This window comes from Curtobacterium luteum, from assembly GCF_001475545.1.
GTDB lineage: Bacteria > Actinomycetota > Actinomycetes > Actinomycetales > Microbacteriaceae > Curtobacterium > Curtobacterium luteum_A.
On record NZ_LDQC01000048.1, the window covers coordinates 34,295 to 50,519 of the forward strand.

A 16,225-nucleotide genomic window follows, 5' to 3' on the forward strand; every position below is an offset into this window, starting at 1 on the left:
GCATGCTCGGCCCATGTCGATGAGCACACCGTTCGATCCGGAGCAGCCCGGCGCGTCCGTCCCCGTGGACGGCTCCGACGCCACCGAGCTCGAGGTGGAGGAGGACCGCGGCGCCGACGTCGGGCCCGACGCCGGCGACCCGAGTGTCTCGCCGGCCGATCACCACGACGAGGACGAGGCCGGCGGCGGCCCGGTGGTCCGGCGCCCGCAGGCGGGGGACCGGCTCCACCCGGACGACCTCTGACCCGCCTCTTGGCGGATTGCCATGCGCGTCGGGCATGCTCGGCCGCATGTCGATCGCGAACTCGTGGGACCCGTCCGGTGGCCGAGCCATCCCCGAGGACCAGGTGAAGGAAGACGGACTCGAACTCGACGAGGAGACCGCTGCGGAGCTCGGCATCTCGTTCGACGTCGTCGGGGGAGCGTCGGCCGACCCGGCGCGCGTGTCCCCGGTGGACGTCGCCGTGCCGACACCCCCGTCCGAGGACTGATCCCGTCAGCGACGTTCTCCACGTCGTGACGAACCACGTTTCCGACGTCGAACCGACCGCGGAGGCTGGTTCGACGTCGGGAACGTGGTTCGACCGGACTGGACGGTGACCCGTCAGGGGACGGTGTGCCCCGCCGCCGTGAAGATGCGGTACCACTCCTCGCGCGAGAGCACGACGTCCGAACCCGCCGCCGAGTCCCGCACACGCTGCGGGTTCGTCGTGCCGAGCACGACCTGGAAGTGCGCCGGGTGCCGGGTGATCCACGCCACCGCGATGCCGGTCGGCGTGACGCCGTGCGCCGCCGCGACCTCGTCGAGCACGTCGTTCAGCTCCGCGTAGTGCTCGCGGTCGCCGAGGAAGACCCCGTCGAAGAAGCCCTTCTGGAACGGCGACCACGCCTGCAGCGTGATGTCGTTGAGGCGCGAGTGGTTGAGGATGTCGTTGTCCCGGTCGACGGACTGGTCGAGGCCACCCATGTTCGCCGCGACGCCCTGCGCGATGACGTTCGCGTGCGTGATGCTCAGCTGTACCTGGTTGAACGCGAGCGGCTGGTTCACCGAACGACGCAGCAGGTCGACCTGGCCGGGCGTGTGGTTCGAGACACCGAAGTGGTGCACCTTGCCCGCGGCGTGCAGCTCGTCGAACGCCTTGGCGACCTCCTCCGGCTCCACGAGGGCGTCGGGGCGGTGCAGCAGCAGGACGTCGATGTAGTCGGTACGAAGGGCAGCGAGGGATTCCTCGACCGACGACAGGATGTGCTCGTACGAGAAGTCGAAGTACCCCTGTCGGATGCCGACCTTCGTCTGGAGCACGATCTCGGAGCGCTCGGACGGCGAGAGCGTCACGGCTTCGGCGAACCGAGCCTCGCAGCCGTGCCAGCCGCCGTAGATCGCGGCGTGGTCGAACATCGTGACGCCCGCGTCACGCGACGCTGAGTACAGCGAGCGGACGTCCTCGTCGCTCATGTCGTTGATCCGCATGAGGCCGACGACGACGTCGGACGCGGTGAGGTCGGTCTGTGGCAACTCCAGTGTCTTCACGTCACCGATCCTGCCAGCCGGACCATCCCCGCGGCAGGCACTGCCGGTACCCCGTGAGCCGTCAGGCCGACGGCTCCGCGAGCACCACGAGCACTCCGGCGCCGGTCGGCCAGGTCGCGCGCAGGGTCTCGCCGGACGGCACGGGCGACCCGACCACGCGGAGGACGACCAGCTCGCCGTGCCCGGTGTCGATCGTCGTCTCGCCCTCCTCCGTCCGGGTCTCGACCGCTGTCACCGTGGGCGACGACGCAGCCGACCCGCTGCCGACCGCCGTGCTCTCCTTGTCCCACGAGCCCGAGCCGTCCGCGCGCTCGAGCTCGGCCTCGTGCCCGCCGGTCGCGATCGCGCGTCGGACCACGTCCGCGTAGACCGGGTCGCCGGTGGCGTCGTACACCCACCGGCGGCCGAGCACCGAGTGGTCCATCTCGGTCACCAGGAACGCGTCCGCCCGGTCGAGCGGAGCACCCCGGTAGGTCAGCGGCGTGTGCAGGAGCCGCCCCGAGGCGGTGCGCACGACGATCGTCTCGATCCCGACCTCGCCGTCCGGGTCGTCGAGCCGGAAGCGACCGACGACCTCGACTCCTTCGCCCGCCGTCACCCCGCTCCAGGCCTGGGACGGCAGCCAGGCGGCGAGTGCCTCGGCCTTGGACGGTCGGAGGTCCGCGCGGTGGATGATCGCCATGACCCGAACCTACCGAGCAACGCTCAGTGCTCGGAGCGGCCCTACGCTGGGAGGGTGCGCGACGACCTGCTCCCCGTGCTCGCCTGCCCCGTCTGCGCCGAGCCGCTCGGCCGTGTCGACGGGCAGGTCGGCTGCGGGAACGGGCACCGCTTCGACGAGGCGAAGCAGGGGCACCTCACACTCCTGCCCGCCAAGCGTCGCGCACTCACCGCGGACACCCCGGAGATGGTCGACGCGCGGGTGCGGTTCCTCGGCCGCGGGCACTACGCGCCGGTCGAGCGGGCGCTCGCCGCGGTCGTCGCGGCGGCGACGGCCTCCGGCATCGTCCTCGACGTCGGGTCCGGGCCGGGCACCTACCTCGCGCATGCGCTGCAAGCGCCGGACGGGAGGCCCGTGGCCGCTCCGGGCGCATCGCTGGAGCCCCGGCTCGGGGTCGCGCTGGACCTCTCGCCCGTCGCGATCCGGCGTGCGGCACGCGTCCACGTGCGCGCGGGAGCCGTCGTCGGGGACGTGACCGAGCGCCTCCCGGTCGTCGACGGCGCCGCCGCGGTCCTGCTGGACGTGTTCGCGCCACGCAACCAGACGGAGTACGCGCGCGTCCTGCACGCCGACGGCGTGCTCGTCGTCGTGACCCCGCGCGCCGGGCACCTGGCGGAGCTCGCGGAGGCGACCATCTCGGTCGACCCGGAGAAGGAGCGCCGCCTGCACGACTCGCTGTCCCCGTCGTTCGTGCGTCGGTCCTCCGAGGACCTGACGTGGACGATGGAACTCAGCGCCGAGGACGTGCACGACGTCGTGCACATGGGTCCGAGTCACCACCACGTCGCCGCGGATGCGGTGTTCCGCCCGACGGCCGTGACGGCGGCGGTGACGATCAGTACCTGGAGCCCGGCGCGATGACGATCCCAGACCACCTCGCCGCCCAGCCGACCCTCCGCACCGCGCGGCTGATGCTGTCGCAACTCGGCCCGGACCACCTCGACGCGGTGATGGCCGGCCTCGCGGACGAGGACGCGATGCGGCTCACCGGCACCCGCACCTCCTTCACCCGCGAACAGGTCGGAGCGCACCTCGCAGGGCTTCCCGGCGCCGAGGACCGGGCGGACTTCGCGATCACCGGGCCGGACGGTGCGTACCTCGGCGAGGTGGTCCTCAACGAACTCGAGGAGGACGACCGTTCGATGAACTACCGGATCGCCCTCGTGGGTCCGTCGCTCCGGGGGCACGGGATCGGCACCGAGGCCGGGCGGGCCGTGGTGGCGTGGGCGTTCGACGTCGTCGGTCTGCACCGGATCTCGCTCGAGGTCTACGCGTTCAACCCTGCCGCGCAACGGTCCTACGAGAAGATCGGCTTCGTGGTCGAGGGGCGCGCCCGCGAGGTGCTGCGGTACGAGGACGAGTGGATCGACGCGGTGACCATGAGCATGCTCGAGACCGACCCGAGGCAACCCTGACGAGCGACCGGCCACGCGACTGCCGATCGGCGGTCGTTCGGCCGCCGCGACGCGGGTACGGCATGATGACGGTGTGTCGAATCGTCGTCGGGCTCGCGGCGTCGCAGCCCTCCTCCTGCTGATCGTCGGAGCGAGCACTGCGCTGGCGGGGTGCTCCGCGTCGCCGGTGTTCGGTCCGACGACCGGCTGCCTCCCGCGGTTCACGGTGACTCCGGACACCGCGCGGGCCGGCGAGACCGTGACGTTCGCCACGACGGACGAGTGCGACGTGGACGTGCCGGACGGCGGGTGGCGGATCGAGGTGCGGCACGGGGGCGAGGACGTGCCGGAGGACACCGCGTTCGCCGATGCCGCGCGTTCGGACGACGCGTTCGACGGATCGTGGTCGGTGTCCGTCCCGCTGCCTGCGGACCTGGAGCCCGGTGCTGCGTGGGTGTCGATCGCGAACTGGGACTACTCGACGTGCCCGGACGACGCGAGCTGCGCGGGTCCGTCGCAGACCTTCACGGTCGCTCGCTGACCTGCACGAGCCCCGGACCGACCGTCACTCGCCCCTGGCTGCCCGCCGACGAGCGACGTGTGCCCGACCACGTGCACGATCGACCGCGCGACCGAACTGCACGAGCAGCCACAGCGCACCGACGATCGTCGCCGCGATCGAGGTGACGAACAGCTCGACGTCGATGCCCGGCGCCCGCCACCAGTCGATCGACCACGCAGCGACGACCCCGAACAGGAGGATCGCCGCACCGACCCACCAGCCGCGGCCGGGCAGGGTCCAGAAGCCGAACGCCGCGAGGACGACGAGTGCCCACGAGCCGATCGGCGCGAAGGAGCGGGGATCGTCCGTCCCGCACGACGACACCGCGCACTCCCAGACGACGGTGTGCGCGATGCCCGCGTACCAGTGCACGAGCAGGCACGCAGCCGCGAGCGCCAGCAGCCCGAGCGGAGGCCCGGCCCACCGACGGACGCGGGCAGACCGGGAGCGACGTCGCCGCGCCCCGGTCCACCCCTCGCCGAGCTCGTAGCCGGGCATCGGTCGGTACTCGGGCATCCCGGCACCGTACCGGTTGCCGATTTCCGTCGAGAAGTGCTCCGGAAACCCGTCAGCCCTGTGGAGCGGCGACGTCGAGCGCCCACACGACCCCGAAGCGGTCGCGGAGCTGTCCGGCGAGCGGTGCCCACGCCGACGGGCCGAGCGGCTGCCGGACCTCGGCGCCGTCGAGGAGACCCGCCCAGTACCGCTCGACCTCGGCCGCGTCGTCGCCGTGCACGTACACGTAGAACGCGTTGCTGCCCTGGTCGTACGGCTGTCCGGGCCACACGTCGAAGGCCATGATCCGGAAGCCGGCCTCGGTCGTCACCTGGCCGAAGACGATCCGGTCGGCCCAGGCGGGCTCGTCGGTGGCGCCCATCGCGCCGTAGGTCATGGACGCGACCTCGCCGCCGAACACGCTGGCGTAGTGGTCGAGGGCCTCGCGGGCCTGTCCGTCGAAGTTGATGTGGGTCGTGGTCTCGATGCTCATGGGACGAGCATGTCGAGCAATGCGGTCAGATCGTGACCGCTTCTCGACGGATACTCGTTGCATGGCCGGACCGTCCTCACGCATGCTGACGCTGCTGTCCCTGCTGCAGGTGCACCGGGACTGGCCGGGCGACGAACTCGCCGGGCGCCTCGACGTCAGCCCGCGCACTCTCCGCCGCGACGTCGACCGGCTCCGGGAGCTCGGGTACCGGATCGAGGCGCTCCGGGGCCCGGCCGGCGGGTACCGGCTCGCCCCGGGTGCGGACCTCCCGCCGCTGCTGTTCGACGACGACCAGGCGGTCGCGATCGCCGTCGCCCTCGCGGTGGCCCCGGCATCGGGCGCCGACATCGCCGAGGGGGCCGTCCGTGCGCTCGCGACGATCCGGCAGGTGCTGCCCGAACGGCTCCGGAACCGTGTCGGTGCGATCGACGTCGTGACGAGTGCCACCCGGACGACCGTCGACCCGGACGTGCTCGTCGAGGTCAGCCGGGCGGTCTCCGCGCACGAGGTGCTGCGGTTCGGCTACGGACCGGACGAGCACCCCCGCCGGGTCGAACCGCACGCGGTGGTCGCACGGCACGGTCGCTGGTACCTCCTCGCGTGGGACCCCGAGCGGTCGGACTGGCGGACGTTCCGGGTCGACCGCATCACGCCGCGGGCACCGACGAGGCTGCGGTTCGTGCCGCGGCCGGTGCCCGGCGGCGACCCGGCGTCCTTCGTGGCGGCGCGTTTCAAGGGCTCTGCCGTGGCGGACGCCTGGCCGTGCACCGGCACCGTCGAGCTGCACTGTCCGGCGAGCGCCGTCGCGCCCTACGTCGACGCGGCGGACGACCTCGTCGAGTCCGGCCCGGACCGCTGTCGTCTGACGATCGGATCGTGGTCGTGGGAGGCGCTGGCGGCACGGGTCGCAGGCTTCGCGGTCGACTTCACCGTGCTGGGACCGACGGTGTTCCGGACAGCCACGGGGGCACTGTCGGCCCGGCTCGCGGAGGCGTCCCGTTAGGACCGCGCATGCGTCCGTCAGGACGCCGTCAGGGATCCGTTAGGACCGGCCTGGAGGCGCGACACCGGTCGCACGATCGGTGACGCACCAGGAATGGTGCGGTCCGCACCGCCCGGTGCCGGGCCCGTGCAACCTACGGAGTCCTCGTGTTCGACGTGTTCGTCGTCGCCGGTGTCCTCGCCGTGTTCGGCGTGGTCGCCCTCATCGCCAAGGGGCTGGAGCGGCTGTGATCGGCATCACCATCGCCGCGGCCGTCCTCGGCGTCGCCGCTGTCGTCTACCTCGTCTGGGCGCTCGTCCGGCCGGAGAAGTTCTGATGAGCGGGGACACGTGGGCCGGGATCGCCCAGGTCGCACTCCTCGTCCTGCTGCTCGTCGTCTGCTACCGCCCCGTGGGTGACTGGATGGCGAGCGTCTACACGCCCGTCCGGCACAGTCGTGTCGAGCGCGGGGTGTACCGGGTCATCGGCGTCGACCCCGACGCCGAGCAGTCCTGGCCCGCCTACCTGCGGGGCGTCCTGCTGTTCAGTGTCGTCGGGCTGCTCGTCGTCTACCTCCTGCAGCGCATCCAGGTCGTGCTGCCGGGCGACCTGGGGTTGCCGAACGTCGGGCCGTCGCTCGCGTTCAACACCGCGGCGTCCTTCGTGGCGAACACGAACTGGCAGTCGTACTCGCCCGAGGCGACCGTGGGCTACAGCGTCCAGATGGCCGGACTCGCCGTCCAGAACTTCCTGTCCGCAGCGGTCGGCCTCGCGGTCGCCGTGGCGCTCGTCCGCGGGTTCGCGCGTCGGAAGTCGGGCGTGCTCGGCAACGTGTGGGTGGACGTCGTGCGCGGCACGGTCCGGCTCCTGCTGCCGGGTGCCTTCGTCTTCGCGATCGTGCTCATCGCGGGCGGTGTCGTCCAGTCCTGGGGAGCCGGCACGGACGTGACCACCCTCGCCGGTGGGACCCAGCACATCCCGAACGGCTTCGTCGCCTCGCAGGAGGCCATCAAGGAGCTCGGCACGAACGGCGGCGGCTACTTCAACGCGAACTCCGCGCACCCGTTCGAGAACCCGCAGGCGTGGACGAGCCTCCTCGAGGTCTTCCTCATGCTGGTCATCCCGTTCTCCCTGCCGCGGACGTTCGGCCGGCTCGTCGGCGACGACCGTCAGGGGTACGCGATCCTCGCGGTGATGGGCAGCATCTTCCTGGTCTCGCTCTCGGTGATGTCGATCGCCGAGCTCGGCGGGGGCGGCACGGCCACCCACGCGGCCGGCGCGGCGATGGAGGGCAAGGAGGCCCGGTTCGGCATCCTCGGATCGACGCTGTTCGCCACCGCGACGACCTCCACGTCCACCGGCGCCGTGAACGCCATGCACGACAGCTTCACGCCGATCGGCGGGATGATGGCGCTGCTCAACATGATGCTCGGCGAGATCAGCCCCGGTGGAACGGGATCCGGCCTCTACGGCATGCTCGTCCTCGCCGTGATCACGGTCTTCATCGGCGGCCTGCTCGTCGGCCGCACGCCGGAGTACCTCGGCAAGAAGATCCGCGCCCGCGAGATGACCTTCGCCGCGCTGTACATCCTCGTCACCCCGACGCTCGTGCTGCTCGCCACCGGGTTGTCCCTCGTGATCCCCGGGGTGCGCGAGCAGGTCGTCGGCACGTCGATCTTCAACCCGGGCAACCACGGCCTCTCCGAGCTGCTCTACGCCTACACCTCCGGCGCGAACAACAACGGCTCGGCGTTCGGCGGCCTCACCGCGAACACGACGTGGATGAACTCCTCGCTCGGCGTCGTGATGCTCCTCGGCCGCTTCCTGCCGATGGTGCTCGTGCTGGCCCTCGCCGGCTCGCTCGCCCAGCAGGACAAGGTCCCGGCGACCTCCGGCACCCTCCCGACGCACCGGCCGCTGTTCATCGGCCTCCTCGGGGGCGTGGCCGTCATCGTCACCGCCCTCACCTACTTCCCGGTGCTCGCACTGGGACCCCTCGCAGAAGCGCTCGCACGATGAACGCACCGTCGACGTCCAAGGACAACCCCATGACCACCGCGACCTCAGCGCCCGAGGCGACCACCGCCTCCAGGCCGACCACCTCGTCCGCCTTCGGACCCCGTCAACTGCTGGCGGGCCTCCCGGGTGCCCTGCGCAAGCTCGACCCGCGCCTCATGTGGCGCAACCCCGTCATGTTCATCGTCGAGGTGGGCGCAGCCCTCACGACCGTCACGCTGTTCGTCGAGCCGTCCGCTTTCACCGTCGCCATCGCCGTCTGGCTCTGGCTGACCGTCGTGTTCGCGAACCTCGCCGAGTCCGTGGCCGAGGGCCGCGGCAAGGCACAGGCCGACACGCTCCGCAAGACCCGCTCGACCACCAGCGCCCGCCGGGTCATCGGCTACGCCGCCACCGATCCGGCCGCCACCGGCAACCAGACCGAGGAGGTCGCGTCCGTCGACCTCGCCAAGGGCGACGTCGTCGTGGTCGTCGCGGGTGAGGTTATCCCGGGTGACGGCGACGTCGTCGACGGGATCGCCTCCGTCGACGAGTCCGCCGTCACCGGGGAGTCGGCCCCGGTGATCCGCGAGTCCGGCGGCGACCGCAGCGCCGTCACGGGCGGGACCCGGGTGCTGTCCGACCGCATCGTCGTGCGCATCACCTCGACCCCCGGTGAGACCTTCATCGACCGGATGATCCGGCTCGTCGAGGGTGCTGCCCGGCAGAAGACGCCCAACGAGATCGCGCTGAACATCCTGCTCGCCTCGCTGTCCATCGTGTTCGTCATCGTCTGCCTCACCATGCAGCCCATCGCCGGACTCGTCGGCGCGACCGTGAGCATCCCGGTGCTCATCGCCCTGCTCGTCTGCCTCATCCCGACCACCATCGGCGCGCTGCTCTCCGCGATCGGCATCGCCGGTATGGACCGCCTCGTGCAGCACAACGTGCTCGCGATGTCGGGCCGTGCGGTCGAGGCGGCCGGGGACATCACGACCCTGCTGCTCGACAAGACCGGCACGATCACGTACGGCAACCGTCGTGCGTCCCGCGTGGTGCCGGTGCCCGGTGTCACCGAGGCCGACCTGATGGAGGCCGCGGCGCTTTCGAGCGCCGCCGACAGCACCCCGGAGGGCCGCTCGATCGTCGACCTGGCCGCCGAGGCCGGGATCGGTGCCGGCCTCCCCACCGGTGCGGTCGAGGTGCCGTTCACCGCGCAGACCCGGATGTCCGGCCTCGACCTGACCGACGGGACCGAGGTCCGGAAGGGAGCTGCTGCTGCCGTGCTCGCCTGGGCTGCCGCGTCGTCGTCGGCGCCGGCCCCGCAGGTCGTCTCCGCGATCGACGCCACGGTCGCCGAGGTCTCCGACCAGGGCGGCACCCCGCTCGTCGTGGCCCGGCGCTCGCCGGACGGTGTGGTCTCGCTGCTCGGCGTCGTGCACCTCAAGGACGTCGTGAAGGACGGCATGTCCGCCCGGTTCGCGCAGCTCCGCGAGATGGGCATCCGCACGGTGATGATCACGGGCGACAACCCCCGCACGGCGAAGGCCATCGCGGCCGAGGCCGGCGTCGACGACTTCCTCGCCGAGGCCACCCCGGAGGACAAGCTCGCCCTCATCCGCAAGGAGCAGGAGGGCGGGAACCTCGTCGCCATGACGGGCGACGGCACGAACGACGCGCCGGCCCTGGCCCAGGCCGACGTCGGCGTCGCGATGAACACCGGCACGACGGCGGCGAAGGAGGCGGGCAACATGGTCGACCTCGACTCCGACCCGACCAAGCTCATCGACGTCGTCCGGATCGGCAAGCAGCTGCTCATCACCCGCGGCGCGCTCACCACGTTCTCGATCGCCAACGACGTCGCGAAGTACTTCGCGATCATCCCGGCCATGTTCCAGCTGGCGTTCCCGGGGCTCGCGGCGCTCAACATCATGGGGCTGCACAGCCCGTCGTCCGCGATCCTGTCCGCGGTCGTCTTCAACGCGCTCGTCATCGTGGCGCTCATCCCGCTGTCGCTGCGCGGCGTGAAGTACCGCGCAGCTTCCGCGTCGTCGATCCTCGGCCGCAACCTGCTCGTCTACGGGCTCGGCGGCGTGGTCGTCCCCTTCATCGGCATCAAGCTGATCGACCTCGTGGTCGGTCTCATCCCGGGGTTCTAGTCATGGCATCTGCACGTACCACCTTCCGATCCGCCGGTGTGGCGATCCGCCTCACCCTCCTCTGCACGGTCGTCCTCGGCGTCGCCTACCCGCTCGCGGTGTGGGGCGTCGGGCAGGCGGCGTTCCACGACCAGGCCAACGGGTCGATGGTCACCGACTCGTCGGGCAAGGTCGTCGGGTCGTCCCTCATCGGGCAGTCGTTCGACGGGTCCGGCTCCGCCCGCTGGTTCCAGTCCCGCCCGAGCGCCGCGGGTGAGAAGGGCTACGATGCGAACGCGTCCAGCGGCTCGAACCTCGGGCCGAACAACCCGGACCTGTTGCAGGCGATCGAGGAGCGCAAGGCCGCGATCGCGAAGGCCGACGGAGTTCCCGAGTCCTCGGTGCCGGCGGACGCGGTCACCGCTTCGGGCTCCGGCCTCGACCCGGACATCAGCCCGGAGTACGCGCTGCAGCAGGTGTCCCGGGTGGCCGAGGCCCGGGGACTGTCGGAGTCCACCGTCCGCGCGCTCGTGCAGCAGCACACCGAGTCGCGGCAGCTCGGGTTCCTCGGCGAGCCGGTGGTGAACGTCCTCGAGCTGAACCTCGCGCTCGCGAAGGCGTCCTGACGAGTGGTGCCGATCGCTTCCGCACAACCGGAGTCACCTCGAACCGCGCCGATCCGCGGTGCGGACCGCCTTCGGTTGTGCGAGGAGCATCGGCACCGCCCCGTCCACCACCACCACGACCCCGACGCGAGAGGATGAGCACGTGAAGCGAGGCAAGCTGCGGGTCCTGCTCGGTGCCGCGCCCGGCGTCGGCAAGACGTACACGATGCTCGAGGAAGGGCACCGGATGGCCGCCGAGGGCCGGGACGTGGTCGTCGCCGTCGTCGAGACCCACGAGCGTGCCGCGACCGCCGCGCTGGTGGACGGCCTCGAGGTCATGCCCCGGCGGACCGTCGAGCACCGCGGCGTGACCCTCGACGACATGGACCTCGACGCCGTGCTCGCCCGGCGGCCCGACGTCGCCCTCGTCGACGAGCTCGCCCACACGAACGCGCCCGGGGGTCGGAACGAGAAGCGCTGGCAGGACGTCGAGGCACTGCTCGCCGCGGGCATCAGCGTCATCTCGACCGTCAACGTCCAGCACATGCAGTCCCTCGGCGACGTCGTCCGCGAGATCACCGGCACGGTGCAGCGCGAGACCGTCCCCGACGCCGTGGTCCGCGCCGCCGACCAGATCGAGGTGGTCGACCTGTCCCCGGCTGCCCTGCGAGACCGGCTCTCCGACGGTCTCGTGTACCCGGCCGCCCGGATCGACGCGGCGCTCTCGAACTACTTCCGACTCGGCAACCTCACCGCCCTCCGCGAGATCGCCCTGCTCTGGCTCGCCGACGAGGTCGACGACGCGCTCCGCGCCTACCGCGCCGAGCACGGCATCGACCACCGGTGGGAGGCCCGTGAACGGGTCCTCGTCGCCCTGACCGGCGGCCCCGAGGGCGAGACGCTGCTGCGACGTGCGGCCCGCATCGCGGCACGGAGCGCCGGCGGGGAGCTCGCCGCCGTGCACGTGACCACGAACGACGGGCTGCGCGTGCGGCACCCGGGCGCCCTCGGCAAGCAGCGGACCCTGCTCGAGCAGCTCGGCGGGACGTACCACCAGGTGGTCGGCGACGACGTGCCCGGCACCCTCGTGCGCTTCGCGAAGTCGATCGACGCCACCCAGATCGTCATCGGGGTCAGCCGACGGAGCCGCCTCGCCGCGGCGCTGACCGGGCCGGGCATCGGCAACACGGTCGTCCGCGAGTCGGGCGACATCGACGTGCACGTCGTCACGCACGAGCGGGCCGGCGGCGGCTTCGCCCTGCCGAAGCTCGGGGGCAGCCTGTCGCGCGGCCGGATCGTCGCCGCGTTCGTGCTGTCGCTCGTCGCCGGACCCCTGCTGACCTGGCTGCTGAGCCTCGGCTCCGATCCGGATGCCATCACGGTCGACGTGCTCGCGTACCAGCTGCTCGTGCTCGTGGTGGCGCTCGTCGGTGGCATGTGGCCCGCGGTGTTCGCCGCGGTGCTGTCCGGGCTGAGCCTCGACTTCTTCTTCGTGCAACCCCTCTACATGGTCACGGTCCAGCAGCCGTGGCACCTCGTGGCCCTCGTGATGTACGTCGTCAGCGCCGTGCTCGTCAGCTTCGTGGTCGACCGCTCCGCCCGGCGTTCCCGGGCTGCCCGGCGTGCGGCGGCCGAGTCCGGGCTCCTCGTCGGCATCGCGGGCAGCGTGCTCCGCGGTGACGACGCACTGCAGGCGCTCCTCGACCGGACACGCGAGGCCTTCGGCTTCGACGGCGTCCGGATCCGGCAGGGCGACGAGGTCCCGGCCACGTCGGGGGAGTTCGGCGACGCGCCGGACGCCACCACGAGCCTCCCGTCCGGCGCCGTCCTGGAGTTCGCCGGTGCACCGGACGACCCGACCCAGCGCCGACTGCTGCGCGTCGTCGAGCAGCAGCTCGACGCGGCGGTCGAGCACCGCGAACTGACCCGCACGGCGGTCGACGCCGAGCGGATCGCCGCGGCGGACCGCGTCCGCAGCGCCATCCTCGCAGCGGTCGGCCACGACGTCCGGCGGCCGATCGCGGCCGCCTCGGCAGCCGTGCAGACCCTGCGCGCCGCGGACATCGAGCTCTCCGACGCCGACCGGGAGGCACTGCTCGCGACCGCCGACGAGAGCCTCGGACACCTCGCGGTGCTGTTGGCGGACCTCCTCGACGTGAGCCGCGTGCAGGCGGGGGTGCTCGCCGCCCGGCCCGTGCCGACCGCGCTCGAGACGGTCGTCGCGCCTGCTCTCGACGAGCTCGAGCTCGGGCCGGAGGACGTCGACCTCGATCTCCCCGCCGACCTGCCGCCGGTGCTCGCCGACCCCGTGCTGCTCCAGCGCGTCGTCGTGAACCTGCTCGCCAACGCGAGCCGCTACGCCCCGGAGGGCACCCGCGTCCGCGTGGCCGCGAGTGCCTTCGGCGGCGGGGTCGAGCTCCGCGTCGCGGACCACGGTCCCGGCATCCCCGAGGACCGCCGCGGCGAGGTGTTCCAACCGTTCCAGCGGCTCGGCGACACCGACAACGACACCGGTCTCGGTCTCGGGCTCGCGCTCGCCCGCGGGTTCACCGAGGGCATGGGCGGCACCATCGAGGTCGACGACACCCCCGGCGGCGGACTCACCGTCGTCGTGCGGCTGCCGATCGCCGGACACGTGGGGGTGTCGGTCCTGTGAGCACCAAGGTCCTCATCGCCGACGACGACGCCCAGCTCGTCCGGGCGCTCGCCGTCACCCTCGCCGCCCGCGGGTACGACGTCGTCACCGCGCGGGACGGCCGGGCCGCGCTCGACGCCGTCATCACCGAACGTCCCGACCTCGTGCTGCTCGACCTCGGCATGCCCCGGCTCGACGGCATCGGCGTGCTCGAGGGGCTCCGCGCCTGGACGCAGGTGCCGGTGCTCGTGCTCTCCGGGCGGACCGACTCGTCGGACAAGGTCGACGCGCTCGACGCCGGTGCCGACGACTACGTGACGAAGCCGTTCCAGATGGACGAGCTCCTCGCCCGGCTCCGCGCCCTCGGCCGTCGGCAGGCCGCGGTCGCCGCGTCCGCCGGGGGAGCACCCACCGTGTCGATCGGCGACCTCGTCGTCGACCTCGTGGCGAAGCAGGTGACCCCGCCGAGCGGCCCGACGATCCGCCTGACGCCCACCGAGTGGCGGTTGCTCGAGGTCCTCGTGACCAACCCCGACCGGCTGATGACCCGCGAGATGCTCCTCACCGAGGTGTGGGGGCCGACGCACGGCAACGACTCCGGGTACCTGCGGCTCTACATGGCCCAGCTCCGGCGGAAGCTCGAACCCGACCCCGCGAACCCGCGCTACCTCGTCACCGAGTCGGGCATGGGGTACCGCTTCAGCCCTGGTCACCCGTGACGGAGCTCCGCCCGATCGGCCCGGAGGAGGTCGACGACGTGCGCGCGTTCCTGACGGCGAACGACCTCACGGTCGCGGGCCTCGGCACACCGGGTGTGCGCGTGTGGGTCGTGCGTGGCTGTTCAGCCGACGATCCGGGCCGTTCTGGCAGACGCTCAGGTTCGCTCCGGCGGACCGGGACGCCCTCGCGACGGCCTTGGCCGGCACCACCCAGGTCGAACGGTTCCGGTCGACCGGGCAGCTCGGCCGCGAGGTCGCGTGGAGCCGTCCGCTGTAGCGTCCCCTCGTGACGATCGTGCTGCGCCGGGTGACGGCCGACGACTGGGCCACGTGGCGCCCGGTCCGGCTCGCGGCACTCGCCGACGCCCCCGACGCGTTCGGCTCACGGCTCGACGACTGGCGAGAGGCTCCGGAGCACCGCTGGCGGACCCGGCTCTCCGTCCCGGGAGCGATCGACCTCCTGGCGGTCGACACGGACAGCGGCGACGGCCGAGCGATCGGGATGGCGAGCGGGGTCCCGGTCGCCGACGCCCCGCACCGCACCGAGCTCATCTCGATGTGGGTCGACCCGGGGGGCCGTCGCCGCGGGGTCGCCCGTCTGCTCATCGACGCCGTCGCGGCCTGGGCGGCCGGGTACGGGGCACACGAACTCGTGCTCTCCGTGATGCCCGACAACCGCGACGCGCGCGAGGCCTACGCCCGCACCGGGTTCTCGGTGGCGGACGAGCCGGGGGATCTGCTGCCGGACGGCCGGCGCGAACTCGTCATGCGACGTGACCTGGAGGAACGACCGTGAACCGAGCACTGCGCATCACCGCGTGGACCATCGCAGCCGTGGTGCTGCTCGCCGTGGTGTTCCTCGTCTACGCGAACATCGTCATGCAGGGGACCCGGAGCGCCGCACTGCAGGTCTGGCGCGACGACCGGGTCTCCGTCCGTGATGCCGGCGACGCGATCGTGATGACGCCGACGGGGCAGGCCGACGGCAAGGGCATCGTGTTCATCCCCGGCGCCAAGGTCGATCCGTACGCGTACATGGCGACGTTCCGGCAGGTGGTGGCGACCGGCACGACGGTGGTGATCACGAAACCGACGCTCAACCTCGCCTTCTTCGACACCAGGCCGCTGTCGACGTTCGAGGCGCACGCCCCGGAGGTCACGACCTGGGCCGTCGGCGGGCACTCGCTCGGGGGCGTCCGCGCCTGCCAGCTCGCGAAGGACGCCGACGGGCTGCTGCTCCTCGGGAGCTACTGCGCGAACGACATCAGCCGCTCGTACATCCAGGTCCTCAGCGTCTCCGGCTCGCGCGACGGGCTGTCCACCCCGGCGAAGGTCGACGCAGCCCGCCACCTGCTGCCGTCCACGGCGACGATGGTCGAGATCGAGGGCTCGAACCACGCGGAGTTCGGTGCCTACGGCGACCAGCCCGGTGACCGTGCGGCGACGATCTCCCCGGCCGAGGCCCGCTCCGAGATCACCGCGGCCGTCGAACGGTGGGTGCAGGCGCTTCCTCCGGGGACCGACCTGCGCTGACGGCCATCCGCACCGCGTCAACGGCGAGCGGCGGCACCAGCCCGATCGCTTCGACCTCCCCGATCGGCACCCACGCGGGCCGGTAGCGGTTCGTCGGCGAAGCGCCGGTCCGCTCCGGTGCGTCGGTCGCCATCGCGGGCACACCCGGCCCGGCCTCGACGTGGAGGTACACGGCGGGCGCAGCACGGTCGAGGCCGACCGGCAGGAGGCCGACCACCGCACCGTCGAGTCCGGTCTCCTCGCGGAGTTCGCGCAGGCAGGCTCCCTGCGGTGTCTCGCCCTGCTCGACCCCGCCGCCGGGCAGGACGGCGTAGCGCCGTCCGTCCCGTTCGCGGAGGACGACGAGCACCTGGCCGCCGCGGATCGCGACGGCGGCCGCGCGGAGGCGGAGCGGACCCGGAGCAGACACGTCGTCACCGTAC

19 protein-coding genes are annotated in these 16,225 nt (G+C 72.2%); 14 read left to right on the forward strand and 5 right to left on the reverse strand.

The window, feature by feature from the left end; genetic code table 11:
* The first annotated feature begins 13 nt into the window (after window positions 1-13).
* On the forward strand, window positions 14-244 hold the full coding sequence (locus NS184_RS09055) for a hypothetical protein (RefSeq protein ID WP_058725794.1): 231 nt from the start codon (window positions 14-16) through the stop codon (window positions 242-244).
* Window positions 245-290: 46 nt separating this feature from the next.
* Window positions 291-491, forward strand: coding sequence for a hypothetical protein (locus NS184_RS09060; protein ID WP_152998148.1), 201 nt, complete (start codon window positions 291-293; stop codon window positions 489-491).
* A 113-nt stretch (window positions 492-604) separates the two neighbouring features.
* On the opposite strand, the gene NS184_RS09065 is transcribed toward NS184_RS09060, so the two are convergent.
* The gene (locus tag NS184_RS09065) at window positions 605-1,531 is read right to left on the reverse strand and encodes an aldo/keto reductase (RefSeq protein ID WP_152998149.1); all 927 of its coding nucleotides are present in this window, start codon (window positions 1,529-1,531) and stop codon (window positions 605-607) included.
* A 61-nt stretch (window positions 1,532-1,592) separates the two neighbouring features.
* A complete protein-coding gene (locus NS184_RS09070; protein WP_058725796.1) occupies window positions 1,593-2,213 on the reverse strand; it encodes a CG0192-related protein in 621 nt (206 codons plus the stop codon).
* Window positions 2,214-2,267: 54 nt separating this feature from the next.
* On the opposite strand from NS184_RS09070, the gene NS184_RS09075 reads away from it, so the two are divergent.
* From NS184_RS09075 to NS184_RS09085, 3 genes are all read left to right on the forward strand, one after another.
* The gene (locus NS184_RS09075; protein WP_083513577.1) at window positions 2,268-3,113 is read left to right on the forward strand and encodes a putative RNA methyltransferase; all 846 of its coding nucleotides are present in this window, start codon (window positions 2,268-2,270) and stop codon (window positions 3,111-3,113) included.
* Entirely contained in the window at window positions 3,110-3,667 is a 558-nt protein-coding gene (locus NS184_RS09080) for a GNAT family N-acetyltransferase (protein WP_058725798.1), read from the forward strand. Before NS184_RS09075 ends, NS184_RS09080 begins: the two co-directional genes overlap by 4 nt.
* Before the next feature lie 73 nt (window positions 3,668-3,740).
* Window positions 3,741-4,187 (forward strand): hypothetical protein, encoded by a 447-nt coding sequence (locus NS184_RS09085; protein WP_058725799.1) that lies wholly within the window; start codon window positions 3,741-3,743, stop codon window positions 4,185-4,187.
* Between the two features lie 24 nt (window positions 4,188-4,211).
* On the opposite strand, the gene NS184_RS09090 is transcribed toward NS184_RS09085, so the two are convergent.
* Both NS184_RS09090 and NS184_RS09095 read right to left on the reverse strand, forming a co-directional pair.
* Window positions 4,212-4,724: a hypothetical protein gene (locus NS184_RS09090; RefSeq protein WP_058725800.1), complete on the reverse strand. Its 513-nt coding sequence runs from the start codon at window positions 4,722-4,724 to the stop codon at window positions 4,212-4,214.
* Between the two features lie 52 nt (window positions 4,725-4,776).
* Window positions 4,777-5,196, reverse strand: coding sequence for a VOC family protein (locus NS184_RS09095; RefSeq protein ID WP_058725801.1), 420 nt, complete (start codon window positions 5,194-5,196; stop codon window positions 4,777-4,779).
* Between the two features lie 61 nt (window positions 5,197-5,257).
* Between NS184_RS09095 and NS184_RS09100 the strand changes: the two genes are divergently transcribed.
* The 9 genes from NS184_RS09100 (at window position 5,258) to NS184_RS09145 (ending at window position 15,803) form a co-directional block, all read left to right on the forward strand.
* Window positions 5,258-6,199, forward strand: coding sequence for a helix-turn-helix transcriptional regulator (locus tag NS184_RS09100; protein ID WP_058725802.1), 942 nt, complete (start codon window positions 5,258-5,260; stop codon window positions 6,197-6,199).
* A gap of 226 nt (window positions 6,200-6,425) precedes the next feature.
* Window positions 6,426-6,515: a K(+)-transporting ATPase subunit F gene (gene kdpF, locus NS184_RS09105; protein ID WP_042724093.1), complete on the forward strand. Its 90-nt coding sequence runs from the start codon at window positions 6,426-6,428 to the stop codon at window positions 6,513-6,515.
* Window positions 6,515-8,197 (forward strand): potassium-transporting ATPase subunit KdpA, encoded by a 1,683-nt coding sequence (kdpA, locus tag NS184_RS09110; RefSeq protein ID WP_058725803.1) that lies wholly within the window; start codon window positions 6,515-6,517, stop codon window positions 8,195-8,197. The genes kdpF and kdpA overlap by 1 nt, the downstream gene beginning before the upstream one ends.
* 29 nt (window positions 8,198-8,226) lie before the next feature.
* Entirely contained in the window at window positions 8,227-10,332 is a 2,106-nt protein-coding gene (gene kdpB, locus NS184_RS09115) for a potassium-transporting ATPase subunit KdpB (RefSeq protein WP_058725804.1), read from the forward strand.
* Between the two features lie 2 nt (window positions 10,333-10,334).
* Complete coding sequence (gene kdpC / locus NS184_RS09120) at window positions 10,335-10,937, forward strand: potassium-transporting ATPase subunit KdpC (protein WP_058725805.1); 603 nt, start codon at window positions 10,335-10,337, stop codon at window positions 10,935-10,937.
* Window positions 10,938-11,079: 142 nt separating this feature from the next.
* Window positions 11,080-13,572, forward strand: coding sequence for a sensor histidine kinase (locus NS184_RS09125; protein ID WP_058725838.1), 2,493 nt, complete (start codon window positions 11,080-11,082; stop codon window positions 13,570-13,572).
* A complete protein-coding gene (locus NS184_RS09130) occupies window positions 13,569-14,270 on the forward strand; it encodes a response regulator (protein ID WP_058725806.1) in 702 nt (233 codons plus the stop codon). The genes NS184_RS09125 and NS184_RS09130 overlap by 4 nt, the downstream gene beginning before the upstream one ends.
* Window positions 14,271-14,556: 286 nt before the next feature.
* Window positions 14,557-15,066: a GNAT family N-acetyltransferase gene (locus tag NS184_RS09140; RefSeq protein ID WP_058725807.1), complete on the forward strand. Its 510-nt coding sequence runs from the start codon at window positions 14,557-14,559 to the stop codon at window positions 15,064-15,066.
* Window positions 15,063-15,803, forward strand: coding sequence for an alpha/beta hydrolase (locus NS184_RS09145; protein ID WP_058725808.1), 741 nt, complete (start codon window positions 15,063-15,065; stop codon window positions 15,801-15,803). The genes NS184_RS09140 and NS184_RS09145 overlap by 4 nt, the downstream gene beginning before the upstream one ends.
* Here the strand turns inward: NS184_RS09145 and NS184_RS09150 are convergent.
* Window positions 15,745-16,212, reverse strand: a complete 468-nt coding sequence (locus tag NS184_RS09150; protein WP_058725809.1) for an NUDIX domain-containing protein — start codon at window positions 16,210-16,212, stop codon at window positions 15,745-15,747. The genes NS184_RS09145 and NS184_RS09150 overlap by 59 nt on opposite strands.
* Window positions 16,213-16,225: the final 13 nt, after the last annotated feature.